The 25,149-nt window shown below is 47.1% G+C and carries 22 protein-coding genes, 2 tRNA genes, 1 rRNA gene and 1 riboswitch; of the genes, 6 read left to right on the forward strand and 19 right to left on the reverse strand.

The window, feature by feature from the left end; all coding sequences use genetic code 11:
• From B5E64_RS11390 to B5E64_RS11455, 14 genes are all read right to left on the reverse strand, one after another.
• Positions 1 to 131 (reverse strand): 16S ribosomal RNA (locus B5E64_RS11390); the annotation flags it as partial.
• Positions 132 to 479: 348 nt separating this feature from the next.
• A tRNA-Ser gene (locus B5E64_RS11395) sits at positions 480 to 568 on the reverse strand.
• An 18-nt stretch (positions 569 to 586) separates the two neighbouring features.
• Positions 587 to 672: transfer RNA gene (locus tag B5E64_RS11400), tRNA-Ser, on the reverse strand.
• A 151-nt stretch (positions 673 to 823) separates the two neighbouring features.
• Positions 824 to 1,528 carry a 2-C-methyl-D-erythritol 4-phosphate cytidylyltransferase gene (ispD, locus tag B5E64_RS11405; RefSeq protein ID WP_087168632.1) on the reverse strand — a complete coding sequence of 235 codons (705 nt, stop codon included), beginning with the start codon at positions 1,526 to 1,528 and terminating at the stop codon, positions 824 to 826.
• A 15-nt stretch (positions 1,529 to 1,543) separates the two neighbouring features.
• A complete protein-coding gene (gene tsaD / locus B5E64_RS11410) occupies positions 1,544 to 2,572 on the reverse strand; it encodes a tRNA (adenosine(37)-N6)-threonylcarbamoyltransferase complex transferase subunit TsaD (RefSeq protein ID WP_087168633.1) in 1,029 nt (342 codons plus the stop codon).
• A 13-nt stretch (positions 2,573 to 2,585) separates the two neighbouring features.
• Positions 2,586 to 3,497 (reverse strand): ribonuclease Z, encoded by a 912-nt coding sequence (locus B5E64_RS11415; RefSeq protein WP_087168634.1) that lies wholly within the window; start codon positions 3,495 to 3,497, stop codon positions 2,586 to 2,588.
• 103 nt (positions 3,498 to 3,600) lie between these two features.
• Positions 3,601 to 3,825 (reverse strand): hypothetical protein, encoded by a 225-nt coding sequence (locus tag B5E64_RS11420; protein WP_343215518.1) that lies wholly within the window; start codon positions 3,823 to 3,825, stop codon positions 3,601 to 3,603.
• Positions 3,826 to 3,881: 56 nt separating this feature from the next.
• Complete coding sequence (rimI, locus tag B5E64_RS11425) at positions 3,882 to 4,355, reverse strand: ribosomal protein S18-alanine N-acetyltransferase (protein ID WP_162610180.1); 474 nt, start codon at positions 4,353 to 4,355, stop codon at positions 3,882 to 3,884.
• Positions 4,342 to 5,061: a tRNA (adenosine(37)-N6)-threonylcarbamoyltransferase complex dimerization subunit type 1 TsaB gene (gene tsaB, locus B5E64_RS11430; RefSeq protein WP_087168637.1), complete on the reverse strand. Its 720-nt coding sequence runs from the start codon at positions 5,059 to 5,061 to the stop codon at positions 4,342 to 4,344. The genes rimI and tsaB overlap by 14 nt, the downstream gene beginning before the upstream one ends.
• Positions 5,062 to 5,074: 13 nt before the next feature.
• Positions 5,075 to 6,160 carry a tryptophan--tRNA ligase gene (trpS, locus tag B5E64_RS11435; protein ID WP_087168638.1) on the reverse strand — a complete coding sequence of 362 codons (1,086 nt, stop codon included), beginning with the start codon at positions 6,158 to 6,160 and terminating at the stop codon, positions 5,075 to 5,077.
• A 2-nt stretch (positions 6,161 to 6,162) separates the two neighbouring features.
• Entirely contained in the window at positions 6,163 to 6,594 is a 432-nt protein-coding gene (gene tsaE / locus B5E64_RS11440; protein WP_087168639.1) for a tRNA (adenosine(37)-N6)-threonylcarbamoyltransferase complex ATPase subunit type 1 TsaE, read from the reverse strand.
• A gap of 12 nt (positions 6,595 to 6,606) precedes the next feature.
• Positions 6,607 to 7,155: a YcxB family protein gene (locus B5E64_RS11445; protein WP_162610181.1), complete on the reverse strand. Its 549-nt coding sequence runs from the start codon at positions 7,153 to 7,155 to the stop codon at positions 6,607 to 6,609.
• A 151-nt stretch (positions 7,156 to 7,306) separates the two neighbouring features.
• Positions 7,307 to 7,942, reverse strand: a complete 636-nt coding sequence (locus B5E64_RS11450) for an ECF transporter S component (protein ID WP_087168641.1) — start codon at positions 7,940 to 7,942, stop codon at positions 7,307 to 7,309.
• 162 nt (positions 7,943 to 8,104) lie between these two features.
• A riboswitch (FMN riboswitch) is annotated at positions 8,105 to 8,224 on the reverse strand.
• Between the two features lie 83 nt (positions 8,225 to 8,307).
• Entirely contained in the window at positions 8,308 to 10,467 is a 2,160-nt protein-coding gene (locus tag B5E64_RS11455; protein ID WP_087168642.1) for a Tex family protein, read from the reverse strand.
• Between the two features lie 149 nt (positions 10,468 to 10,616).
• On the opposite strand from B5E64_RS11455, the gene B5E64_RS11460 reads away from it, so the two are divergent.
• The 6 genes from B5E64_RS11460 to B5E64_RS11485 all read left to right on the forward strand — a co-directional run bounded on the left by B5E64_RS11460 (position 10,617) and on the right by B5E64_RS11485 (position 18,352).
• Positions 10,617 to 11,225: a TetR/AcrR family transcriptional regulator gene (locus tag B5E64_RS11460; protein WP_087168643.1), complete on the forward strand. Its 609-nt coding sequence runs from the start codon at positions 10,617 to 10,619 to the stop codon at positions 11,223 to 11,225.
• A 333-nt stretch (positions 11,226 to 11,558) separates the two neighbouring features.
• The gene (locus B5E64_RS11465) at positions 11,559 to 13,391 is read left to right on the forward strand and encodes an NAD(P)-binding protein (protein ID WP_087168644.1); all 1,833 of its coding nucleotides are present in this window, start codon (positions 11,559 to 11,561) and stop codon (positions 13,389 to 13,391) included.
• A complete protein-coding gene (locus B5E64_RS11470) occupies positions 13,385 to 15,124 on the forward strand; it encodes a [FeFe] hydrogenase, group A (RefSeq protein ID WP_087168645.1) in 1,740 nt (579 codons plus the stop codon). The genes B5E64_RS11465 and B5E64_RS11470 overlap by 7 nt, the downstream gene beginning before the upstream one ends.
• A gap of 92 nt (positions 15,125 to 15,216) precedes the next feature.
• Positions 15,217 to 16,134, forward strand: coding sequence for a diacylglycerol kinase family protein (locus B5E64_RS11475; RefSeq protein ID WP_087168646.1), 918 nt, complete (start codon positions 15,217 to 15,219; stop codon positions 16,132 to 16,134).
• A gap of 120 nt (positions 16,135 to 16,254) precedes the next feature.
• Positions 16,255 to 17,607: a DUF5067 domain-containing protein gene (locus B5E64_RS11480; RefSeq protein ID WP_087168647.1), complete on the forward strand. Its 1,353-nt coding sequence runs from the start codon at positions 16,255 to 16,257 to the stop codon at positions 17,605 to 17,607.
• A gap of 178 nt (positions 17,608 to 17,785) precedes the next feature.
• Complete coding sequence (locus B5E64_RS11485) at positions 17,786 to 18,352, forward strand: phosphatase PAP2 family protein (protein WP_343284063.1); 567 nt, start codon at positions 17,786 to 17,788, stop codon at positions 18,350 to 18,352.
• A gap of 96 nt (positions 18,353 to 18,448) precedes the next feature.
• Here the strand turns inward: B5E64_RS11485 and B5E64_RS11490 are convergent, their stop codons facing one another.
• From B5E64_RS11490 to B5E64_RS11510, 5 genes are all read right to left on the reverse strand, one after another.
• On the reverse strand, positions 18,449 to 19,600 hold the full coding sequence (locus B5E64_RS11490) for a double-cubane-cluster-containing anaerobic reductase (protein WP_087168649.1): 1,152 nt from the start codon (positions 19,598 to 19,600) through the stop codon (positions 18,449 to 18,451).
• Between the two features lie 103 nt (positions 19,601 to 19,703).
• A complete protein-coding gene (gene mutY / locus B5E64_RS11495; RefSeq protein ID WP_087168650.1) occupies positions 19,704 to 21,509 on the reverse strand; it encodes an A/G-specific adenine glycosylase in 1,806 nt (601 codons plus the stop codon).
• The gene (locus B5E64_RS11500; RefSeq protein ID WP_138373569.1) at positions 21,506 to 21,922 is read right to left on the reverse strand and encodes a DUF3783 domain-containing protein; all 417 of its coding nucleotides are present in this window, start codon (positions 21,920 to 21,922) and stop codon (positions 21,506 to 21,508) included. The genes mutY and B5E64_RS11500 overlap by 4 nt, the downstream gene beginning before the upstream one ends.
• Positions 21,923 to 22,028: 106 nt before the next feature.
• The gene (xylB, locus tag B5E64_RS11505; RefSeq protein ID WP_087168652.1) at positions 22,029 to 23,501 is read right to left on the reverse strand and encodes a xylulokinase; all 1,473 of its coding nucleotides are present in this window, start codon (positions 23,499 to 23,501) and stop codon (positions 22,029 to 22,031) included.
• Positions 23,502 to 23,585: 84 nt separating this feature from the next.
• Entirely contained in the window at positions 23,586 to 25,079 is a 1,494-nt protein-coding gene (locus tag B5E64_RS11510) for an L-fucose/L-arabinose isomerase family protein (protein ID WP_242960173.1), read from the reverse strand.
• Positions 25,080 to 25,149: the final 70 nt, after the last annotated feature.

A 25,149-nucleotide genomic window follows, 5' to 3' on the forward strand; every position in this document is an offset into this window, starting at 1 on the left:
TTACTCACCCGTCCGCCACTCAGTCACAGTCTTCTTCATCCGAAGAATCTAAAGAAAGTGCTTCGTTCGACTTGCATGTGTTAGGCACGCCGCCAGCGTTCATCCTGAGCCAGGATCAAACTCTCGTTAAAAGTGTTTGTTCCGGTCAAGATCAACTCTCGCTAATCCATCCCGTTACTGTTGTCTGGTTTGTGGAACTTGAAGTTCCTTGTTCTGAATAATTCTCATGAATTTTCAGGGATCGTTGTCTATTGTTCAGTTATCAAAGTTCTTAGTTTTCGTTGCCGCTCTCTCGCGACAGCTATATTAGGTTATCACATCCGCTCGTTTCTGTCAAGCACTTTTTTTATTTTTTTCAAGCACGCTCGTCAGTAAACTGTTGTGATTCCGCTTTTCTGCATCAGCAGTGTAAGCTTGTTTATTTTACCATCGCAGTTGTGTAATGTCAAGAGTTTTTTGACATTTTTATTCCTGCGAAACGGAGAAAGAGGGATTTGAACCCTCGCGCCGCTATTAACGACCTACTCCCTTTCCAGGGGAGCCCCTTCAGCCTCTTGGGTATTTCTCCAGGACTGTCTGTATAAAGCGGAGAGGGTGGGATTCGAACCCACGCGCCCTTGCGGACAAACGGTTTTCAAGACCGCCTCGTTATGACCACTTCGATACCTCTCCATACTGCCGTATTTACAAACATTTTCTGTTCGCTCAGCGAACAATGATTATTCTATCAGAAGTGATTCTCCTTGTCAACAAATAATTTACATATTTTGCAACTTTCTTTTCCGGCCTGAAAATGTCTTTCTTCTCAGGGCGCAAACACGTTTTATTTTAAAAACACTTTCGCAATTTTCAGATCTTCCGGCGTTGTTATTTTAATATTTTTATAGGATCCTTCCACCATCTTTACAGGGTGCTTCATCACCATTTCCACAGCCATGGCATCATCTGTCACATGACTGTGCGGGACAGCCATCATCTTCCGATATGCTTCTATAATCAGCGGCGCCTTGAAAACCTGTGGTGTCTGTATCATCCACATCTTTTTTCTGTCAGGTGTTTCTTCTGTTTCCAGATTCTCATTAACAATTTTGATCGTGTCTTTTACCGGCATTCCCGCTACACATGCCCCGCTTCGTCTCACCTCTTCATAGGTACGTTTTAATATAGAATCGTCTACAAGAGGTCTGGCTCCGTCATGGATAAATACATAGCTCTCTTCCTTATCTTCCATCTTGTCAACTATCTGAAGCGCATTCCAGACAGAATCATACCGTTCTTTTCCGCCTTCTGTAATCTGTGTCACTTTCTGAAATCCATAAAAGTCTACAATTGATTCTCTTACCTGGTCTTTTTCTTCTTTTCCTGATACAAGTATGATCTGATCGATCACTTCTGATTCTTCAAACGCCTTCAATGTATAATAAAGTACCGGTTTCCCGCACAAATCCATATACTGCTTTTGAATGGTTCCGCCCATTCTCTTTCCCTGTCCTGCCGCAAGCACGACCGCAATCCCTTTTGCTTTCATGGCTCCTCCTGCTTTCTAACGCTCTCCCAGTTTCAGATTCGGCACTGCGTTGAGATCCCATCCGCTTCGGATTCCGTTTTTATAATCATAATATCCCGCTGCTCCGATCATAGCCGCATTATCCGTGCAGAGAATCGGAGAAGGATGGTAAAATTCGATTCCTCTTTCCTGACATGCCTGACCCATAGCTGCGCGCAGAGCAGAATTGGATGCGACGCCGCCTGCAATCGCCAATTTCTTCAATCCATAGTTTTCGACTCCGATCATGGCATGGTCTACCAGCACATCGGTCACCGCTTTCTGGAAGGATGCCGCAATATCTGCCCGGTTATATTCAATCTGTTTCATTTTACACCCATTGATATAATTAAGCACTGCAGATTTTACTCCGCTGAAACTGAAGTCGTATACCGAGTCTCCGACATGCGCTCTTGGAAATTCAATAGCATTCGGATCTCCCTCTTTTGCAAGCTTGTCGATTTTCGGGCCTCCCGGATAGCCAAGATCAATGGCACGGGCTACTTTGTCAAACGCTTCCCCTGCCGCATCATCCTTCGTTTTTCCGAGAATTTTATATTTTCCATAGTCTTCCACACATACAAGATGTGTATGCCCTCCGGATACCACCAGACACAGAAACGGTGGTTCCAATTCTTTATTCTCAATATAGTTTGCCGAGATATGCCCTTCAATATGGTGCACTCCGATCAGAGGAAGGTTTCTGGCGTAGGCAATCGCCTTCGCTTCAGCCACTCCCACAAGCAGTGCTCCGACAAGTCCCGGTCCGTATGTTACCGCTACCGCGTCAATATCATCCAGGGTACACTTTGCTTCAGAAAGTGCCTCTTCGATTACCTGGTTGATTTTCTCTATATGTTTTCTGGAAGCAATTTCCGGCACAACTCCTCCGTACAGCTTATGCAGGTCAATCTGAGAGGAAATGATGTTGGAAAGAACTTCTCTTCCATTTCGCACAACTGCCGCGGCTGTCTCATCACAGGAGCTTTCTATTGCCAGTATTGTAATATCTTTTTCTTCGCTCATCTTCCTACCTCCATTACGATTCCGGGAAATCCAGATCTACGCTCATCCGGTCTTTTCCCGCCTTTGCGTAAGGAAAAATCTTCCGTACTTCGTCCATGTATTCTTCCGGTCTTGTCAACGACGGGCTGTAATGTGTCAGCCACATCTCCTTTACCTCTGCCTCCCTGGCGAGTTTCGCCGCCTCGTAAAATGTCATATGCTTATATTCCACTGCCTTTTTCGCCTTCTCCGGCTCACCGTACATTCCCTCACAGATAAATAAATCCGAACCTTCGGCATTCTCACGGATCGATTTTGTCGGCCGTGTATCGGTACAATATGTAAGTTTGATCCCTTTCCTCGGTGGTCCAAGCACCATGTCCGGTGTGTAAATCCGGTCTCCGTCTTCGATGGTCTCCCCTTTTTGGAGAAAGCGCCAGAATTTCTGAGGAATCTCGTGACTCGCGGCACGTTCTACATCAAATCTGCCGGCCCGGTCAATCTCGATCGTATATCCGTAACAGGTCACGTTATGGTTTACCCGGAAAGCGCGGATCCGATATCCTTCCATCTCAAACGTCTGCTGCGCCTCTGTGATTTCCATAAAACGCAGCTCAAAAGGTAGTTCCGGTGCAATAATGCGCAGTGCATTCACTACCCGTTCCAGCCCTTTCGGCCCGATCAAGGTGAGGGGCTCCTGCCTGTCCGCATTCCCCATGGTAAGCAGAAGTCCGGGAAGCCCGCTGATGTGATCTCCATGAAAATGAGTAAAGCAGATCACATCAATCGGCTTAAAACTCCATCCTTTTTCTTTGATCGCTATCTGTGTTCCCTCTCCGCAGTCGATCAGAATACTGCTTCCATTATAGCGCATCATCAGTGACGTCAGCCAACGATATGGGAGCGGCATCATGCCGCCGGTTCCCAACAAACAAACATCCAGCATTTTTTCTCTCCTAACTGTCCTATCATTGACTTTTCTTCCACAAAAAGAGCAAGTCTTTTATTCTCAGTAAAGAACAGCTGCATACCGGGAGGGGACTGTCTGGTCAGACTTCATTTTCCTTCTCCACCGGAATCACAAACTGCGAAACCATCCTGTCATAGCATTCCTCGCAAAGATCAAAACGGTGCACCTCGTTGTCCTTATTAGAAAAATATCCCCATCTTTTTTCTACAGAAATAAGCCCTTCCCGTATTACGCCATCCTTTATCTTGATTTCTTTTCCACACCCGTTGCAGAAAATCGTTTCTGTTTCTCTTCTTTCTTTCATCGTATAGCGGCGCATACAAATCCCTCCACTTTCGTTTCGCTTTTGTTACGCCTTTATTATAGTCTGTCCCGTTCTTCCTGTACACCGGAAACGGTTTCCAGACTTCTTGTCATCAGAACCGCATCCTCTTTCGGATTATCGTAAAATCCTTTTCGGATTCCGACATCCCGGAACCCCTTCTTTTGATAGAGGGCGCGTGCTGCCATATTACTTTTCCGGACTTCAAGATGCCATACGGCAGTTCCTTTCAATGCGCCTTCTGAAATTACGGTGTCAAGAAGAAAGCCTCCTGTTCCTCTTTCCCTGAATCCGGTGTCAACGGCAATCCGAACAACTTCACTTTCATCAAGCACTGTATAAATCACAATGTACCCGACAATTGTTTTCCTATCCTCTGCCACGTAGATTTCCGCCGTTTTCTGGCACATCGTCTCCCTGACTGCATCTTCACTCCACGCATCAGAAAAAACAGCCCGTTCTATCTCTGCAATCCGGGCTGCATCTTCTTCATTGGCCTTACGGGCAATCATGTTGTTGTTCCTTTTCTCGTTCCAGTCTCTCCCTCTCCGCCTGGGACATCCTGAGATAGTCCGGTTTGTGATCCCGCGCATGCTCTGTCTTTCCCTTTTTCGCATAAACCAGTCCAAGCGCGCCGACTGCCGCCGCACTCTGCCTGCACATATGAGGCGGTGCAAAAACATACGGCACTTTTACTGTCTCCTCAATTTTCTCCCGGTATACAGGCACTCCGTCCCCGAGAAATACAACGCGTTCTCCAAGCTCATTGAGCATTCCGGCAAGGACGGTAATGTCCTCCGCCAACTGCTCTTTTACTGTTTCAAACTTCTCTTCAAACCGGTAGATTCCTGTGTACACCTGATTTCTTCTTGCATCCATGATCGGACAAATCAGCCCGCTGCATCCGAACATTCGGTATGCCATGGCATCGACCGTCGGCACATGGATGAGCGGCTTATCAAGTGCAAGTCCCAGTCCTTTCGCAGTCGCAGAACCGATCCGAAGTCCGGTAAAAGACCCCGGCCCTCCTGCCACAGCAATCGCATCCACCGATCCGAGAGAAAGTCCGGTCATCCGGACCGCCTCATCAAGCATCGGCAGCAATGTCTGAGAGTGTGTCTTTTTATAATTCATCGTATATTCAAACAGGATCTGTTCGTCTTCCACAACAGCCACACTTGCTGTCAGGCCCGAACTGTCCAGTGCCAGTATCCGCATAATAACGCCCCTTCTATTTCTGGAATCGCTCTGCCTGCTCTCTGATCAGCTCGGCATCATCGAAATAATTGATCTTCATGGCAGCCTTCACTTCAGAGAGTGTCTTTGCCGCTACTTCTTCCGCTTTCTCGCTTCCCTTTTTCAGGATCTCGTAGATTGCCGGAATGTCTTTTTCGTATTCTTTTCTCCGTTTTCTAATCGGCTCCAGTTCCTCCTGGATCACTTCATTGAGGAAGCGTTTTACCTTCACATCGCCAAGGCCACCGCGTGTATAGTGGGCTTTGAGTTCATCCAGATTTGCATATTCCGGAAGGAATTCTTCAAAATGACGGTCTTTACAGAATGCATCCAGATAGATAAATACCGGATTTCCATCCACTTTTCCAGGGTCAGAAACCTTCAGGTGGTTCGGATCGGTAAACATATTCATAATCTTCTTTTTCACATCGTCCGCACTGTCGGAAAGGTAAATACAGTTATGCAAAGACTTGCTCATCTTTGCCTTTCCGTCTGTACCCGGAAGTCTCAGACATGCCTGATTGGATGGGAGCAGAACTTCCGGCTCTACCAGCGTCTCTCCGTAAACGGAATTAAACTTCCGCACGATCTCCTTTGTCTGCTCCAGCATTGGCAGCTGGTCTTCACCGACCGGAACTGTCGTTGCCTTAAATGCGGTGATATCCGCTGCCTGGCTGATCGGATAGGTGAAAAATCCGACCGGAATGCTCGCCTCAAAGTTTCTCATCTGAATTTCGGATTTTACCGTTGGATTTCTCTGGAGCCTTGATACGGTTACCAGATTCATATAATAAAAGGAAAGCTCACAAAGCTCCGGAATCTGTGACTGAATCAGAAGCGTTGCTTTTTCCGGATCCAGTCCGCAGGAAAGGTAATCAAGCGCAACCTCAATAATATTCTGGCGCACCTTCTCCGGATTGTCCGCATTGTCTGTCAGAGCCTGAGCATCCGCAATCATGATAAACACTTCATCATATTTTCCCGAATTCTGAAGCTCTACTCTCCCTTTCAGAGAACCGACGTAATGTCCGACATGAAGCTTTCCAGTCGGTCTGTCCCCTGTTAATATAATCTTTGACATTATTATCCCTCCAGTTTATTGATAGAAATTTTTCTGTAATCAAATCCTTTTTCCAGATCTTTTTCAATCACGATCCGGATTCTTGTTTCCGGTAGAATCTCCTCAATCAGATTCGCCCACTCAATCAGACATACGCCTTCACCGTGAATGTAATCTTCATATCCGATTTCATCCATCTCTTCCACGTCTCCAATCCGGTACACGTCAAAATGATAGAACGGAAGACGCCCGTCTTCGTATTCCTGCACGATCGTAAAGGTCGGACTTACAACATCCTCACGTACTCCAAGTCCGTACGCAAGCCCTTTTGTAAAAATCGTCTTGCCGACGCCAAGATCCCCTTCCAGAGTAAAGACATCTCCGCTTTGGGCCGATTCGCCGATTTCTTTTCCGAGCTCAAACGTCTCCTGCTCTGAATATGTCTCTCTTACCATAGTGTCTCCTCCCTATTTTTTCTTTTTCTTCTTTCTTGAAAACAGAAACGGAAGGATCTTACCGGAATTATCCTCAATCAGCTCCTCCGGGAACAATGTCCGCAATGTCTTCTTCAGAGGATCCATCTGCGGTCCGATATCACTGTTCGGGAAAATAAATGCCGCATACGGTGTCTGATAAATCGCCACCAGATTCGGTGTCATCATAACGCGGTACATATCTTTCCACGGAGTGATTTTATTTTTTCCGGCACGCTCTACTCTGAGCCCGTCTTTTTCCAGCGTATAGCGGATCGGCGTGTTGTAGATTTTACTTTTCTTTAACTGACTGGCTGCACTGAACTTTAAGATCGATGGTACAACAAACAAAAGAGTTGCAAAAACAAACACAAGCCCCAGCCCCCAGGAAACCCTGCCCATCGCAAAACTTATAATCGCACCGATCCAGCAGGCAACTCCCACTACGAGGTATAAAATTCCCTTGATCCCGTGATATGTATGAAACATAAGAAATTCAAAAAGTGCTTCCTGTGTCATTTTCACTTCAAAACTTGGTTTCATCTGTATTCCTCCATATTTCCGAATATTGAAATTATAACGCATCCTGTCCGCGGTTACAACAGCAAGTTTGCGAAGAATCTCCTGATTTTTCCAGGATCAGAAAAACCTCTGCGCACAGCAGAGGTTTCGGTTTAGTAATTTTCTGTCATTTTTACTCATTTACTCTATGGAGGACCGGACTGACTTTCTTATAGATCAAAAGCAGAATTGCCGATACCAGAATACCCTTGATCAGATTAAACGGTGCCACTGCAAGGATCACAAAAGTTGCAACTCCGTCAATTGCCGGATTCAATGCATGCCCCATCTGAACAATCGTATCAAGCGGCATTCCAAATGCTGCAGCATAGGTCGGAAGCAGGATATAGGCATTGAGCACGCATCCGATCAGCGTCATGAATACTGTTCCTGCTGCAAGTCCGATCATCGCTCCCTTTTTTGTGTGCATCTTCTGATAAATCAGACCCGCCGGCACACAGAGACTGCATCCGATCAGGAAGTTTGCGATCTCTCCCACACCGCCTGTTGTAGTCCCATTAATCACGAAATTCAGAAGAATCTTGATACATTCTGTCATAACTCCCGCCACAGGACCCATCGCAAATGTTCCAAGAAGGACCGGGATTTCACTGATATCCAGTTTGTAAAAGCTCGGTACAAAAGGAAGCGGAAATTCAAAAAGCATCAGGACGGTAGCTACCGCTGCAAGCATGCCGACCTGGGCCATCGATCTGACTTTCGTACTGCTTCTTCTTCTTATTTGTGTGTTTTTCTGCGTGTTTTCCATGTTTCTTCTCTCCTTTTTTTGAATGATAGACTCAATTCAGAAAAGAAACTCTTCCTGCCATAAAGTTTCCCTTATGGAAATGGGAATGTACAAAAAAATCCCCGGAACCATATGTTCCGGGGTTTGATGCTCTGCTTCAGATACAGATATCTGACGATTCGTACATTTCTTCTCTCATCCAGACTGTACTGTCGGTTCCGGAATTGCACCGGATCAGCTGCCAATGGCAGGTCGCGGACTTTCACCGCCGGTTGGGACTTTCACCCGACCCCGAAGAATTTTTTCCTGTTAACATTTAGTATAGAACAGTCTTTTGGAAAATTCAATACCTTTTTGTCTTTTACATTCAGGGTAAGCAGCATTCTTTACCGGATTCCTTTCATAGTAAGCTGAATCCGTTTTTTCTTGAGGTCCACACTCAGTACTTTAACATCCACGATATCACCCACACTGACCGCTTCCAACGGATGTTTGATAAACTTTTTGTCGGTGATTTCGGAAATATGTACCAGACCATCCTGATGAACGCCGATATCCACAAACACCCCGAAGTCAATGACATTGCGAACCGTTCCTTTCAGAACCATCCCTTCTTTTAAGTCTTTCATTTCCAGAACGTCGGTCCTGAGAATCGGTTTCGGCATCTCTTCTCTTGGATCTCTGGCCAGCTTTTCCAGCTCTTTTACAATATCATGCAGAGTGATCTCACCGATTCCAAGCTCTTCTGCCAGTTTCCGGTAGTCGCGGATGGTGGCCGGAAGGGCTGCAAGATTTCCTGCTTTTAAATCCTCTGTTGTGAATCCCTGCTTTTTCAGAAGTTTTTCTGCCGCTTCGTAGGATTCCGGATGGACGCTTGTCCTGTCAAACGGATTATCCCCGCCTTCGATCCGCATAAATCCCGCACACTGCTCATATGCCTTCGGTCCAAGTTTCGGCACCTTTAAAAGCTGCTTTCTGTTTGTAAATCTTCCGTTTTCTTCTCTGTAAGCCACAATATTTTTTGCGATTGTGTTTGAGATACCGGAAATATAGGATAAAAGCGGAGCAGATGCCGTATTCAAATCTACACCGACCTTGTTGACACAGTCTTCCACCACGCCATTCAGCGCTTCCGTCAGCTTTTTCTGGTTCATATCATGCTGGTACTGGCCGACCCCGATGGATTTTGGATCAATCTTTACAAGTTCTGCAAGCGGATCCTGAAGCCTTCTTGCAATTGACGCGGCACTTCTCTGTCCCACATCAAAATTCGGAAATTCTTCCGATGCCAGCTTGCTTGCGGAGTACACTGACGCTCCCGCCTCATTTACAATCACATACTGTACGTGCTCTTCCGGGATTTCTTTTAACAGTTCCACAATAAACTGTTCCGATTCTCTGGATGCTGTTCCGTTTCCAAGAGAAATCAGGCTGATATGATACTTCGGAATAATCTTTTTGAGAAGGTCCTTGGATGCCTTGATTTTGGCAGGGGTAGTCGGCGCTGTCGGATAAATCACTGTCGTTCCGATCACTTTTCCGGTCGGATCCACAACCGCAAGTTTACATCCGGTCCGGAATGCCGGGTCCCAGCCAAGCACAACCCGTCCTGTAATCGGAGGCTGCATAAGAAGCTGTGTCAGATTTTTCCCGAACACAGCAATGGCCCCGTCCTCCGCCTTTTCCGTAAGTTCATTGCGGATTTCCCTCTCAATGGCCGGCGCAATCAGACGACTGTAGCTGTCCTTGACCGCCTCTTTTAATACAGGTTCTGTATATGGATTATCCCCATGAATAATCTGTTTTTCCAGATAGCGGAGGATTTCTTCTTCCGGCGCTTCCATTCTGACCGTCAGAATTTTTTCTTTTTCTCCCCGGTTCAGAGCCAGAATTCTATGACCGGCAATCCTGGATGCTGCTTCCTCAAACTCATAGTACATCTCATAGACCGATTCCTGCTTTTCATCCTTTGCCTCTGAAACAATCTTTCCTTTCTGGAACGTCATCTTCCGGATTCTCGTCCGGTATTTTGCCTCATCGGAGATCATCTCAGCCAGAATGTCCTGTGCGCCGGCAAGTGCCTCTTCAGGGGAGGCAACATTCTTTTCCTCCGATACATAGGCTTTGGCCGCCTCAATCGCCGGCTCTTTCAACTTCTGTAAAAGGAGAAGCGCCGCAAGCGGCTCCAGTCCTTTTTCTTTTGCGATTGTCGCCCTCGTTCTTCTTTTCGGACGGTACGGGCGGTACAGATCGTCCACCGCCACCTGGGTCTGCGCCTCCTGAATCTGAGCTTTCAGTTCTTCGGTAAGCTTTCCCTGCTCCTCGATGCTTGAGAGCACCTGCGCTTTCTTCTCCTCCAGATTCCGAAGATAAGTAAGTCTCTCATGGAGTTTTCTGAGCTGCTCGTCATCCAGTGTTCCGGTTGCTTCTTTTCTGTATCTTGCAATAAACGGGATCGTGTTTCCTTCATCAATCAGTCCGACTGCCGCTTCGACCTGCCATTTTTTTACATTCAGTTCTTCCGTAATCTTCTGAATAATATCCATTTTTTGATTCCTTTCCAAAAAAGTACTTCCCTGTCATTATAGCGGAAGGTCTTTTTCTGCGCAACTTCATAAAAACAGAGTTTGCTCTGTTTTTCTTGAAATCTGACTCTTCCTATGTTATATTTTGGATGATAAGGAGGGCACTGATTATGAAAGAAACGAACGGACAGACTCTGTCAAAGCAGCAGCAAAAATCTCTTGAAACGAAAAACCGGATCTTTTCCGCCGCGAAGAGTATTCTTCAGAGGAAAGGGTACGATGCACTCTCCATCAAAAACATCTGTGAAGAAGCAGGCGTATCCAACGGAAGCTTTTATCATCACTTTAAAACAAAAGATGACCTGCTTTCCTATTATATAGAAGAACAGCCTACGATCGATCCGGACTGTCTGGAACTCCCGGAAAATGCCGCCGAGGCAAAAAGGGCAATCATTCTTGTCTATCTTAATTATGTCAGCTACTGCAAAGAGCTCGGTGTCGCTTTTATATCCAACTATTACACGCCAAAAAACCAGGCTCTAAATCCGGCCATCCGCACAAAGCGGCCTTATCCGATCGTAACAGTAACGGATTACCTGGCTCGTGCACTGGAAGCCGGCACTGTATCTGCCAGCCTGTCCCTGGATGAGATCTCCACCGATATCCGGATGATTGTCATCGGAAATGTCTTTGAATGGTGTCTGCGGGACGGAAATACAGACTTTGACGGAAATATGGAGCGTTCACTCGGGAAATATCTGGACAGTGTTCTGAAATAGTGTGGTTTCGCTTCCCGTCAGGGAACAAAACAGTTTAGAAATGGCAAAAACCTTTCAGATAAGCGTTTCTGAAAGGTCTTTTCATTTTAGAAGGGAATTTGTAATTCTTACTTTGGTAACTGTTTACCTTTGATGCTTTTATTATATCCCCGGCCCCCTGCAAAATCAAATCGGTTATCCTGATATATTTCTTCATTTATAGGCATTTTCTATGTTTTGTACATTCCTCCCAATTTCATTGTCTATTTTTTAACTTCTATTGTGTATTTTTCTGACATGTTGTAAAATAGAAGTATACGTGATTCGTAAAATGAAATTGTGAGGTGAAAAGATATGAGCAGACTAGAACTCCCTACCCCGAGCAAAGCGCAGCTGGTCGTTGAGGGATTATACAAAGATTTAGAGCGGCGGATTGAAGCAAGCCCGCCGGGACTCTGCCCTGTAGATATCTCGAGGGCGTTCCTCGAACTGTGCCATGCTCAGACATGCGGCAAATGTGTACCATGCCGTATTGGTCTTTTACAGTTGAAACATCTGATCACAGATGTTCTGAATGGAAAGGCTACAATGGAAACCCTTGACCTGATGGAGCGTACCGCCCGTTCAATTATGGAGACCGCGGACTGTGCCATCGGATATGAAGCTGCCAATATGGTTTATAAAGGCTTGATCGGTTATCGTGAAGACTATGAAGAGCATATCCGGAACGGACGTTGTACATGTACCTACAACCAGCCTGTTCCATGTGTTGCACTTTGCCCTGCCCACGTTGACATCCCGGGCTATATCGCTCTCGTACGCGAAGGACGCTACGCCGATGCTATCCGGCTGATCCGGAAAGACAATCCGTTCCCGACCACGTGCGGATTTATCTGCGAACATCCGTGTGAGGCAAGATGCCGCCGTAATATGGTCGATGATGCTGTCAATATTCGCGGTTTGAAGCGGATGGCTGCGGACTATGCCGGAAAGGTACCTCCGCCGGAATGTGCTCCTTCCACCGGAAAGACTGTCGCAGTCATCGGAGGCGGCCCTGGAGGATTAAGTGCCGCATACTATCTGCAGCTTATGGGACATCAGGTAACTGTATATGAGATGCTTCCGGAACTTGGCGGTATGCTCCGTTATGGTATTCCAAACTACCGTCTTCCGAAAGACCGTCTCAACGAAGACATTCAGGCAATTCTTGATACCGGCGTCGAAGTAAAATACGGTCTCCGTATCGGGCAGGACATCACCGTACAGGAACTGCGCGCTTCCTACGATGCAGTCCTGATCACTATCGGAGCCAGCACAGATAAAAAACTCGGCATCGAAGGCGAGGACGCCGAGGGCGTAATGTCCGCAGTCCGTTTCCTCCGTGATGTAGGAAAAGGTATTAACCCGGATCTTACCGGACAGGAAGTTGCCATTGTCGGAGGCGGAAATGTGTCCATGGACGCTGTTCGTTCTGCTGTCAGACTTGGTGCGAAAAAAGTCAGCATCCTGTACCGCCGCCGTACCGCAGACATGACTGCGCTTCCGGCCGAAATTGAAGGTGCCATTGCAGAAGGCGTGGAAATCCGCACATTACGCGCTCCTTCCCGCATCGAGACGGATGAAAACGGACATATCCGCGGTATCTATGTGACACCGCAGATGATCAGCCAGATCAAAGGAGGACGCGCAAGTGTCAAACCGTCCGGACTTCCGGATGAGTTTGTTCCATGTACAACCCTGATCGTTGCCATTGGGCAGAACATTGAAACAGAACATTTTGAAAAAGCCGGGCTTCCTGTAGAAAGAGGAAAAATCATGGCTGAAAAATTCGGCGGATTCAGCAATCTTCCTGGAGTTTTTGCCGGCGGAGACTGCGCTACCGGTCCTGCTACCGTAATCCGCGCGATCGCGGCCGCAAAGGTTGTTGCCGCAAATATTGATGAATATCTGGGATACCATCACGAAATCACTTGTGATGTCGAGATTCCGGAGCCGAATCTGGATGACCGTGTACCGTGCGGACGTGTTGAGCTTCCTGAGCGGGAAGCCTGTGAGCGTATCCACGACTTTGACGGTGTAGAACAATGCATGACCTGTCAGGAAGCACAGCAGGAGGCAAACCGCTGCCTGCGCTGCGACCACTTTGGTTTTGGAATATTTAAAGGAGGCCGCGAGAAAGTATGGTAAATCTTAAAATCGACAATAAAGAAATCTGTGTACCGGAAGGTACCACGATTATGGATGCGGCAGCTCAAAACGGAATCATCATTCCGAAACTCTGTTATCTGAAAGATATCAACGAAATCGCTGCCTGCCGTGTCTGCGTAGTAGAAATGGAAGGTAAGGACCGCCTGATCACCTCCTGTAACAACACTGTTCAGGAAGGCATGGTTCTTTATACAAACAGCCCGAAGGTACGTGCGGACCGCCGTAATACCGTGCAGCTCATTCTTTCCCAGCATGACTGCAAATGCGCGACCTGTGTCCGCAGCGGCAACTGTTCTCTTCAGAAGATTGCCAACGACCTGAATATTCTGGAGCTTCCATTCGGCGAGCGTATCGAACGCCAGCCATGGAACAAGGATTTCCCGCTGATCCGGGATTCCGCAAAATGTATCAAATGTATGCGCTGTATCCAGATCTGTGACAAGGTTCAGAGCCTGCACATCTGGGATCTGGAAGGAACCGGCTCCCGCTCTACAGTCAATGTATCAGGCGGCCGTAAGATTGAAGAAGCAGACTGTTCCCTCTGCGGACAGTGTATTACTCATTGTCCGGTTGGTGCTCTGCGCGAGCGCGACGATACAGAAAAAGTCTGGGATGCAATTGCAGATAAAGACACAATCACAGTAGCACAGATCGCTCCGGCTGTCCGTACTGCATGGGGCGAGGCTCTTGGTCTTTCACGTGAAGATGCTACAGTCAACAAAATCGCTGATGCTCTTCACAAGATCGGAGTTGACTATGTGTTTGACACCAGCTTCTCCGCCGATCTTACGATCATGGAAGAGGGAAATGAATTTCTGGAACGTTTTACTAAAGGAGAGACGAAATTACGTCCGATGTTTACATCCTGCTGTCCTGGATGGATCCGTTTCATCAAATCCCAGTTCCCGCATCTGGTGCCTCAGCTTTCCACAGCCAAATCTCCTCAGCAGATGTTTGGCGCAGTGATGAAGACTTACTTTGCAGATTCCATCAATGTAAGTCCGGATCGTATTTTTACAATTTCCATCATGCCTTGCGTCGCGAAAAAAGGAGAGCGCAATATGGAGCTTTTCTATGAAGAATACGCCGGTCATGATACCGATGTGGTTCTGACCACACGTGAGCTGACGCGCATGATCCGTTCTGCCCACATTCCGCCGCATTCTCTTGAGAATCGGGAATTTGACAGACTGATGAAAGAATATACAGGCGCCGGCGTTATCTTTGGTGTAACAGGCGGTGTTATGGAAGCTGCTCTTCGTTCCGCTTACTATCTTGTAACCGGAAGAAATGCGGATCCGGACGCATTTAAGGCTGTACGCAATGACGGAAAAGGCGTGAAATCAGCAGAAATCCAGATTGGCGATGCCGTTGTGAAAGCTGCTGTTGTAAGCGGACTTGGAAATACAAGACGTCTGCTGCAGCAGATCGAACACGGAGAAGTCCATTATGATTTCGTGGAAGTCATGGCATGCCCTGGCGGCTGTGTAGGCGGAGGCGGACAGATCATCCACGATGGCGAAGAACTTGCCTACGAAAGAGGACAGAGCCTCTACTTCCTGGACAAGAATGCACCACTTCGTTTTTCCCACGAAAATCCTGATGTACAGAAGCTGTATGCGGACTTTATGGGACAGCCGCTGTCTCACCGTGCCCACCAGCTGTTACATACTGATCATCAGGCATGGGCGATGCCTCGTTCTGACAGATAATATGCACTGATTTTATTTCTGCCTTCGGAGATCCGGCTGTTTCTGCCATTCTCCGAAGGCGGTTTTTATTTCAGAAAATTTCAGGAGGAATTATGTACACTTTTATCATCAATCCGCACTCCCGCTCTGGAAAAGGACTCACAATCTGGCACACCGTTGAGGCTCAGCTAGAACAGCGCCAAATCTGTTATACCGCCTTTTTCACAAAATATCAAAGGCAAGCCACCACATATGTCCGGGAGCTTACCTCCGACGGATCTTCCCGTGTTCTTGTGGTTCTCGGCGGAGACGGCACTTTGAATGAAGTCATTAACGGGATCTGCTTTCCGGAGCGGGTTACACTCGGTTATATCCCAACCGGCTCCAGCAACGATTTTGCCCGCAGCTTTGGTATCCCAAATGATCCTCTGCGCGCTCTGGAAATTATCCTGAATCCAGGACGGACCGTACACATGGACGTTGGAACCATGTCATACGAAGGGAAACACCGGCGTTTTGCAGTCAGTGCCGGCATAGGTTTCGATGCCGCAATCTGCCACGAAGCGGTTGTTTCAAAGTGGAAGCGGATACTGAACCGGATTCATCTCGGGAAATTTACCTATGCCGTCATTGCGCTTCACCGGCTTTTACTTACATCCACCTGCCCTTTCCATATCGTCCTTGATGATGAAAAAGAGGTGTCCTTTCCAAAAGGATGGTTTGCTGCAGTGATGAACCACCCTTGTGAAGGCGGCGGATTTTATTTTTGTCCTGATGCCCGGCCGGACGACGGACAACTTAATGTTCTGGTCGTATCCGGCCTGAAGGCTCCGGCTCTTCTTCTTACTCTTCCATTCGCGCTTTTCGGGAAACATACAAAATTTCACGGTGTCCATTTATTCCGCTGCAAAAAAGTTTCCATCCATACAGCCAGTGCCCTTCCCGTACATACAGACGGCGAACCTGTTTTTTTACAACGATGTTTTACAGCTTCTATCGAGGCCTGTCCTTTAAAAGTGATCGTATCTTAAAATATTTATAAAATATTCAATCTCTTTTCACAGAATTGTGGTATACTAAGATTTACTGATGGTATAATATAGTGACTGTCATCAGATGATGGACATACAAATGAAAAGGGGAGAAACGCTATGAAATGTCCGAAATGTGGTAATGAACTGCGGGAAAGCAAAAAAACTCCTGGCTATTTTTTATGTGATTCCTGCAAAAAGAAATTCAGCCAGGAAACTCTGGACCGGTTTCAGTCTGCCAGACCTGTCCGCAGGAAAAAACCTGCACCGGTAAAGCCGGAAGAGCCAGATGAAACAACTCAGACAGAAACTAACCAGACAGAAGAAATTCAGGCAGAAGAAGCTCAGACAAGCATGACTCCAGAAGAAAATGTTCAGGAAGAGCCGGTTCAGGCAGAAGCCGATCAAACAGAAACATCTCCGGAAGAACCTGAAGAAGAAACTGTTTCGGAAGAATCTATTCAGGAAGAATCTGTTCAGGAAGAATCTTCTGAAACAGAAACGGCAGAACCGGAAGGACAGACCTATTCCAACATCCCTCCGGAAGAGGTAAGGAATGAGCGTGAAAAAGAAATGAAGGCCAATTATGAGGCCATGCTGAATATAAAAGACGAAACTTCTGATGACTCGGAAGCTGATGATGTAATTCCGGTTTTCGGTGGTTTCCGTGTTCTGATTGGAATTGTATCGATCCTATGCGCCGCTTTTCTTGCTTACCAGGCTTATGATTCAGGTATCTTTACTACCTTTATACATACGCCGGGACTGACAGGAATTGCCGGTATGGTACTTGCAGTCTGCTTCCTGATCGGTGGTCTTGTGGTATTAATTACTCATCGCAGGAACAGCGTGCCGGCATTTATTGTACCTTGCATTTTTTATCTTGGAGGAGCCGTAGGAGGATTCTTTATCCCGGGTTCTGTCATGACTGTACAGATTCTGCTCTTTGTGTCTGCTTTGTTTGGAGCATTTCTGCTCTTTGCACTTGGCTGTGCCAAAGAGATCCATGTTGCCCTCCGGGTACTTGTTTTCATCGTTGCAGTTGCGGTTGCAGCCGGTGCCTACTATGCGGCTCAGTATGTGGTTCCGCAGAGTTCGGCAAGTTCCGGTAAAAATCTTCGTCTGACCACGGATGATTTTACCGTCTCATTTGAAAAATCTGATATCGGAACAGATTATGAGGGCGAACAGGCTCTTATGGTTTATTACACAATTACAAATAAAGGTTCCGAAACCCTGGTTCCATCTGTTGCCGTTACTTTCAAGGCACTGCAGGATGATACCACTCTGGATCCTACGATTGTCTCGGATGAACCACTGTCAGAAAATGAAAGCGCAGAAGTCAGTCAGGGCGACAGCGTGCGTGTGTGCACCTCCTTTATTCTTCTTGATCAGTCCGATGTGACTCTTCAGCTTTATGAAACTTTCGGTTCAAACAATAATATAGCTGAGACAACATTGAATCTGGATTAATCCGGTTCACTTACTTTCATCATTTTCGTTAAAAGGAGAAATCCGAATGTTTTCAAGAAGTAAATGCAAAGCTTTGATTTACCGATATAAACATGCCTGGGTATTTTTGTATATTTTTCTTTATTTACCCTGGTTTTACTATCTTGAGCAACACGTAACAGCAAATTCCGATTTTCACGTGATTCACGCAGCGGTCGATGACTATATTCCTTTTATAGAATATTTTATCGTCCCGTATCTTTTGTGGTTTGCGTTTATTGCGGTCACTTTTCTCTGGTTCTTCTTTCACGATGTATCCGGATTTTACAAAATGGCCGCTTTCCTTTTTACCGGAATGACCATATTTTTAATTATTTCGACCCTCTATCCAAACGGTCTTGATCTTCGCCCGGTTCAATTCGAGCGGGACAATATTTTTGTGGATATGGTCAAAACGCTGTACAAGGCAGACACTCCGACAAATGTTCTTCCAAGTATTCACGTATTTAACTCTATCGGTGTCTGCATTGCCATCTCACACAACAAAACACTTTCGAGCCGCAAGGTGATCCATTACGGATCTCTGGTTCTCGGAATATCCATCATCCTTGCCACGATGTTTTTAAAGCAGCATTCCGTAATCGATGTGACACTGGCAGGCTGCATGGCAACTCTGCTTTATCCAGTCGTATACGTCAGAGAATCCAGAAAGGTATTCCGCCCGAAAGTCACAAAGCATTCTGTTAAAAAAGCCATGGGTGATTAATAAACCCGAAATAAAAATATCCCCTTTGGAGTCCATGCGGTAAGGCACGGATCCTGAAGGGGATAGTTTATTTGGGTTCTCTTTCCGATTCCTGTTTTAAAGCATTTCAATAAACGCAGCGATACGCGTGTTGAGCTGTCCGATGTCTGCCTGAGAATAGTCTGTCTCAACGCTGATGTACGGTTTTCCTTTTTCCTCATTTACGAATCTGCGGATTCCAAGACTCTCTACATTGTATGTATGGCATGCCTGAAGAATCATCTCTACCACTCCGTCTACCTGATACTCGTCCATCAGTCTTCCAAGGAGTTCCAGACGGTTCGGGTTCGGTGTCATGACAGAGCATCCGATGCTTAAATATCTCTCAGCGATTGCCTGATAGATATCGTCTGTATCTTCATCCACAAGCTTGTCAATGGATTTTGCTCCGGAACAGTTTTCAAAAGTAACAACGATTCCGCCGTTGTCCTCGATGGCTTTGATCACTTTCTCTGTCGCTCCGCCGATCGGGCATCCTGTCACAAGAATACGAGGCTTCTTTTCTTCCATCTTTCCTTCTGCGTATTCCTTTTCGATCTTGTCAGCGATCGCATTCACTTCTGCCGGAATCTTGGATCTGTCCGGTTTGAATGTACTTCCGTATAACACTTTAAACAGATCCTGTCCTTTCATCGGAGCCGGATCCAGTTTCATCAGCTCATACAGACGCTTCAGTGCCACTCTTCCTTCATTCTGCACTCTGACAGCATCTCTGATCTGCTCTTCCGTGATTGTCACTTCAAACTTCTGCTCCAGATATTCTTTGAAGCGGATGATTTCATTTTTCCAGAGCTGAAGTCCGTCCTCTGTCTGTCGGTTCGGAAGCTCCATTGTGAAGACATCCTTGAACTGGCTTAAGTATTCGTACATCTTCTTTTTCCCGTCACAGGTTGTCTCTCCTACAACCAGATCGGAAAAATAGAAAAACGGGCACTTCTTTGTTGCCGCAAAGCCGTAGCTGGATTTGATCAGCGGGCACAGGTTCTTTGGCAGATCCTTCTCAGCCGCCGGAATCGTCTCGTCGGATGTGGAGCAAAGACTCACTGTAGCTGCTCCCATTGCCATCGCGATTTCCTGTGGAAAATATGTACAGAATGTGCCTACAATCGGCACGCCCTTGTCTTTTAACTCCTTAATGCCCAGAAATGACTGTTGTCTCTGTTCAGCAAATTCTTCAAATACATCTGGTAATTCTTTAATCAGTTCCATTTTTTTCCTCCTGTCTTCGCCTATCTACCTTATATGGTAACATTTTCTGACAGGATGGGGCTAATTGATATTTGTCATGTATCTATAGTTTTATTATGTTTTTCTATAGGTTTTCCTGCTCATATTTTTCCTGCCCGATCAGAATGCCGATCTGGTCTGTATAGGCTTCAAATGCTGCCGGAACAGGGTATTCTTTCTGAATTTCTTCCGGATGCGCAAAAACCAGATTCTTTGCGGATATTTTCTCCAGCTCGTCCACTCTCACCGCATATCCGGTCATGTGCCACTCCACATGGCTGAAAATATGTTTTGCCTCTCCAATGTTTTGAATCCGAAGCGGTGAAAGTCCAAGCTCCGCAATATGATGGATTGCTTCCTCCTGAGTCAGTTTTCCTTTTACATTCGGGAACTCATAGAGTCCTGCCAGCAGGCCGGATGACGGACGTTTATGAAGAGCAATGTTCTCCCCGTCTTTTAGTATAAAGACGGTTTTCTCCTCAATCCTTCTTGCTTTCGCCTTTTTCTTAACAGGGTAGGAAAGCTCTGCTCCTCTCTGATGCGCCAGACAGAACTCCTCTACCGGACATTTACTGCATTTCGGCTCCCCGTTCGGGACACAGACGATGGCACCCAGCTCAATCAGGCCCTGGTTAAAATCGCTTGCCGCATCTGCGGGAATAATTTCTTCCAGCAGTCCTTCCATCCGCTTTTTGACGGAGGCTTTCATAATATCCTCTCCATCCGCCAGAATCCTGGTCAGGACACGGAGGACATTTCCGTCTACCGCAGGCTTTGGAATTCCATATGCGATGGAACTGATGGCTCCTGCCGTATAGCTGCCGATTCCGGAAAGAGAAAGAATCTGGTCATAATCTGCCGGCATTTCCCCTTCATAGAGCTCCACGATCTGTCTGGCCGCTTTCTGCATATTACGCACACGATTGTAATACCCAAGTCCTTCCCACAGTTTCAGAAGCTTCTCCTCCGGCGCGTCCGCCAGATCCTGTATGGTCGGCAATGCGTCAAGGAAACGGGCATAAAACGGCTTTACTGCCTCTACCCTCGTCTGCTGCAGCATGATTTCAGATACCCACACATGGTAGGCTGTCGCATCCTTTCTCCACGGCAGATCCCGCTGCTCCTTCCGAAACCATGCAGTCAACGGCTCCGGCAGATGTTTTAGACGCTCCTGCGGTTTCTCTTCTTCCATCTCCTCCGGGAACCGGACCGGGATCTCCTGATCGATCCGGATCTCATCTTCTGTGACAATGCAGTCCCTTGCAATCAGGTGCACGCCCTTTTCCCTCGCTTTCCACAGTGCCCGTGCAAATTCCGGATGAGTATCCACATTCGGCAGGATCTCTTTCACACCTTTCATCTGAATCACGAAAAAAACATAAGCATCCCATCCTTCATCCACAGCACGCATCAGTTCTTCCAGATGCTTCACCGCCCGTTCGCTTGGCGCATCCGGGAATTTCGCTGTCTCTCCTTCTTTCAGGGTGACTCCTTTGACTTCAATCAGGATCTTCTTCTCTCTGGTCTCCACGCAGAAATCAATTCTGGAATTTCCATACTGATATTCCGGCTTGATCCGCACCATATCCGCGAAAAGGTTTCCTTCCCGGATCCACTCTCCCGCTGCCTTGTTCGGCACCTGAGAGTCCATGTTGATGATCTGACCGTCCTTTTTCACCGCGATCAGATCCCATTTCGTCTTCCGGTTCGGATTGTCCGAATGCTGCACGTACACTTCCGCATTCGGAAGCAGCAGCTCCCGGCATCGTCCTGTATTTTTGACGTGAACTGTCTCTGTCACTTCCTCCTGTCCCCTGATGCCGTTGACATAGGCAATAAACCGGTTCGGCCTCTCAAGAAAGACCGCCTTTTCTATCCCTGTATATTTCATGCGTTCTCCTCCGGACTGCTGCCTTCGTGAGCCTGCTGTCCTTTCTGGATCGCCTGATGCTCCTTGTCCAGCTCCTCATACAGTTCGATTGTGTTCCAGTATACATTCGTCGGTGTCAGAATCGCCTTGTGATCCACCTTTTTGATACCGTTTTTACGCATCTCAGCCAGCATCCTCTGAAGCTTCGCATCCGGCACGCCGGCAAACACCAGAATCTCATGCTCCGGAGCTTCTCCCTGAAATACTTCGTCTGACGGTTCAATTCCTTCCACTCCCGCCAGATATCCGAGCGGCTGAAGGAAATCCTTCTCTTCTACCATCCGGATTTTCAATTTCAACAGAAAGGCCGTCATCTGAATCCCTTTCATCTGTTTTTTATCTTTGAAATTCATTAATAAAATCGATTCTCTCATTATGATCTCCTTCTTTTTTTCTGTCCCTCTTACAGTAACACGAATCGGAAAAAGAAACAAGAAGCAGCCGCTTCCATCTATAGAAACGACTGCCTCTCCTTTTCATTTAAGATACAATCTTACGAAAGACCGGTTTCAATGCAGGGTAAATTTTCCGGAATTTCTGATAACATTCCTCATACTTCTCTGTCAGATCCTCATCCGGCTCCACGGTTTCCACCACTTTTACGAGTTTCGCGGCCGCTTCCTCAACACTTTCAAACTCACCGCATCCGACTGCCGCCAGAATTGCTCCTCCAAGCGCCGGCCCCTCCTCGCTTTCAATCACATCCACTTTCAGATTCATGATGTTGGCTACCATCTTTTTCCAGAGCAGGCTTTTTGCCCCGCCTCCGCAGATTTTCGTCCGTTCAATCTGAATTCCAAGATTTCTCGCCACTTCCAGAGAATCCCGCAGTCCGAATACAACACCTTCCAGTACCGCCTGCGTCATCTCTTCTCTCGTCGTGTCCATCGTCATCCCTGTAAATGTTGCCCGTGCCATCGGGTCATTGTGCGGGGAACGCTCTCCCATGAGATACGGAAGATAGAACACCTGATTTTCTCCCAGCTTTACGATCTTTTCCTGCTCTTTTGTAAACTCCGATGTTCCAAGAATATCTTGCATCCACCATTTATTACAGGATGCCGCGCTGAGCATGCAGCCCATCAAATGATAGTATCCATCCGCATGGGCAAAGGAGTGAAGCGCATTATACCGGTCTACCTGAAACTTCCGGCTGGAAATAAAGATGGTACCGCTCGTTCCGAGGGAAATATTGCACATTCCCTCGCCGACAGTTCCGGTTCCCACAGCCGCAGCCGCATTATCCCCGGCTCCCGCAATGATTTTCACGCTCTCCGGCAGTCCGAGTTTTTTAGCCTCCGCCTTTTTCAAAGTGCCGACCACATCATAGCTTTCATAAAGATCCGGCAACTGCTCCCTGCTGATTCCGCAGATTTCCATCATCTCTTTGGACCAGCACTTGTTCTTCACATCCATCAGAAGCATACCGGACGCATCCGAATAGTCGCTGCAAAACGTCCCGGACAGCCGGTACGCAAGGTAATCTTTCGGAAGCATGATTTTCCTGATCCGCGCAAACTTCTCCGGCTCATTTTCTTTCATCCAGAGAATTTTAGGCGCTGTAAATCCCGTAAACGCAATGTTGGCCGTATATGCAGACAGCTTTTCCCGTCCGATCACTTCATTTAAATAATCCGTCTCCTTTGTCGAACGGCCGTCATTCCAGAGGATCGCCGGACGGATTACCTCATCCTTCTCATCCAGCACGACCAGACCATGCATCTGTCCGCCAAAACTGATCCCTGCCACTTCCGACCTGTCCACATCTTTAGTCAGCTCCCGGATTCCCTCAATACTCTTCTCGTACCAGTCTTCTGGATTCTGCTCCGACCAGCCCGGATGCGGAAAGGAAATCGGGTATTCTCTGGAAACAATCTTCCGGATCTCTCCCTGTCCGTCCATCAGCAAAAGCTTCACCGCCGATGTTCCAAGATCCACACCAAGATATAACATAGGCTCTGCCTCCTTTTTCTCTTCCTATTTTCATTGGGGACGTGTTCCGGTGCATCGGAACACGTCCCCGTTAAACAAAAATGTTTAAGCGAATGGGTTTTCTGTTCTGTATCTTACGCCTTTTGGCTGGTTGTAGCCTATTTCGTCAACGTCGACACCGATGTATTTGAATACTTCGTACAGTTCTTTTCCGTAGTGTCCGAATGCGACTGCGCCGTGGTGCGGGTAGTTGCCTTCGATGAGGACGTGGCGGTAGAATCTTCCCATTTCCGGAATTGCGAAGATTCCAATGGATCCGAAGGATCTGGTTGCCACCGGAAGAACTTCTCCCTGAGCAATGTATGCGCGCAGTTTGTTGTCTGCGGTGCTCTGGAGGCGGTAGAATGTAATGTCTCCAGGTACGATGTCTCCTTCGAGTGTTCCCTGTGTCACCTCTTCCGGAAGGGTTCTTGCCATAATCATCTGATATTTCATCTCGCAGGAGGTGAGTTTTCCGGATGCGGTGTTGCCGCAGTGGAATCCCATGAATGTATCTTTCAGTGTATAGTCGTATTTTCCTTTGATGTCTGCTTCGTACAGATCTTTTGGTACGGTGTTGTTGATGTCAAGCAGCGTTACGGCATCCTGGCTTACGACGGTTCCGATGAATTCGCTGAGTGCTCCGTAAATATCAACTTCACATGATACCGGGATGCCCTGTGCGGTCAGACGGCTGTTGACGTAGCATGGCACAAAACCGAACTGTGTCTGGAATGCCGGCCAGCATTTTCCTGCGATGGTCACGTATTTTCTGTATCCTTTGTGATCCCGGATCCAGTCTTTTAATGTCAGTTCATACTGTGCAAGTCTGGTGAGGATTTCCGGTTTCTTGTTGCCTGCTCCGAGTTCTTCTTCCATTTCTTTTACAATGGCCGGAATCCGTTCGTCTCCCTCATGTTTGTTGAATGCTTCAAACAGATCCAGTTCGGAGTTTTCCTCGATCTCCACACCGAGGTTATAAAGCTGTTTGATCGGCGCGTTGCATGCAAGGAAATTCAACGGACGTGGTCCAAAGCTGATGATCTTCAGATCCTGAAGGGCAATCACAGCTCTTGCAATCGGCAGGAATTCGTGGATCATATCCGCGCAGTCCTCTGCATCGCCTACCGGGTACTCCGGAATATAGGCTTTGATATTGCGAAGTGCCAGGTTATAGCTTGCATTCAGCATTCCGCAATATGCATCTCCTCTTCCCTGGCAGAGATCATCTCCTGTTTCCTCTGCTGCCGCCACGAACATTTTCGGTCCATCGAAATGTTTTGCAAGAAGGGTCTCGGAGATTTCCGGTCCAAAGTTTCCAAGGTATACGCAAAGCGCATTGCATCCTGCTTTTTTAATATCCTCCAGTGCCTGTACCATATGGATTTCACTTTCCACGATGCACACCGGGCATTCATAAATATCTTCCGCATCATATTTTGCCGAGTAGGCTTTTACAAGGTTTTCCCTTCTTGTCACGGAAAGGCTCTCCGGAAAGCAGTCTCTGCTCACCGCAACGATTCCTAATTTTACTTTTGGCATATTCATTTCCAGACTCATCTTTTCTTCCTCCTGAATTTCGGCTCTGTTAAAATGATTATAGCAGTTCTTTTTTGTCCTTATCCACCAA

Origin of the sequence: Drancourtella sp. An12, from assembly GCF_002160935.1 — a bacterium.
In the GTDB taxonomy this organism is placed as follows: domain Bacteria; phylum Bacillota; class Clostridia; order Lachnospirales; family Lachnospiraceae; genus Sellimonas; species Sellimonas catena.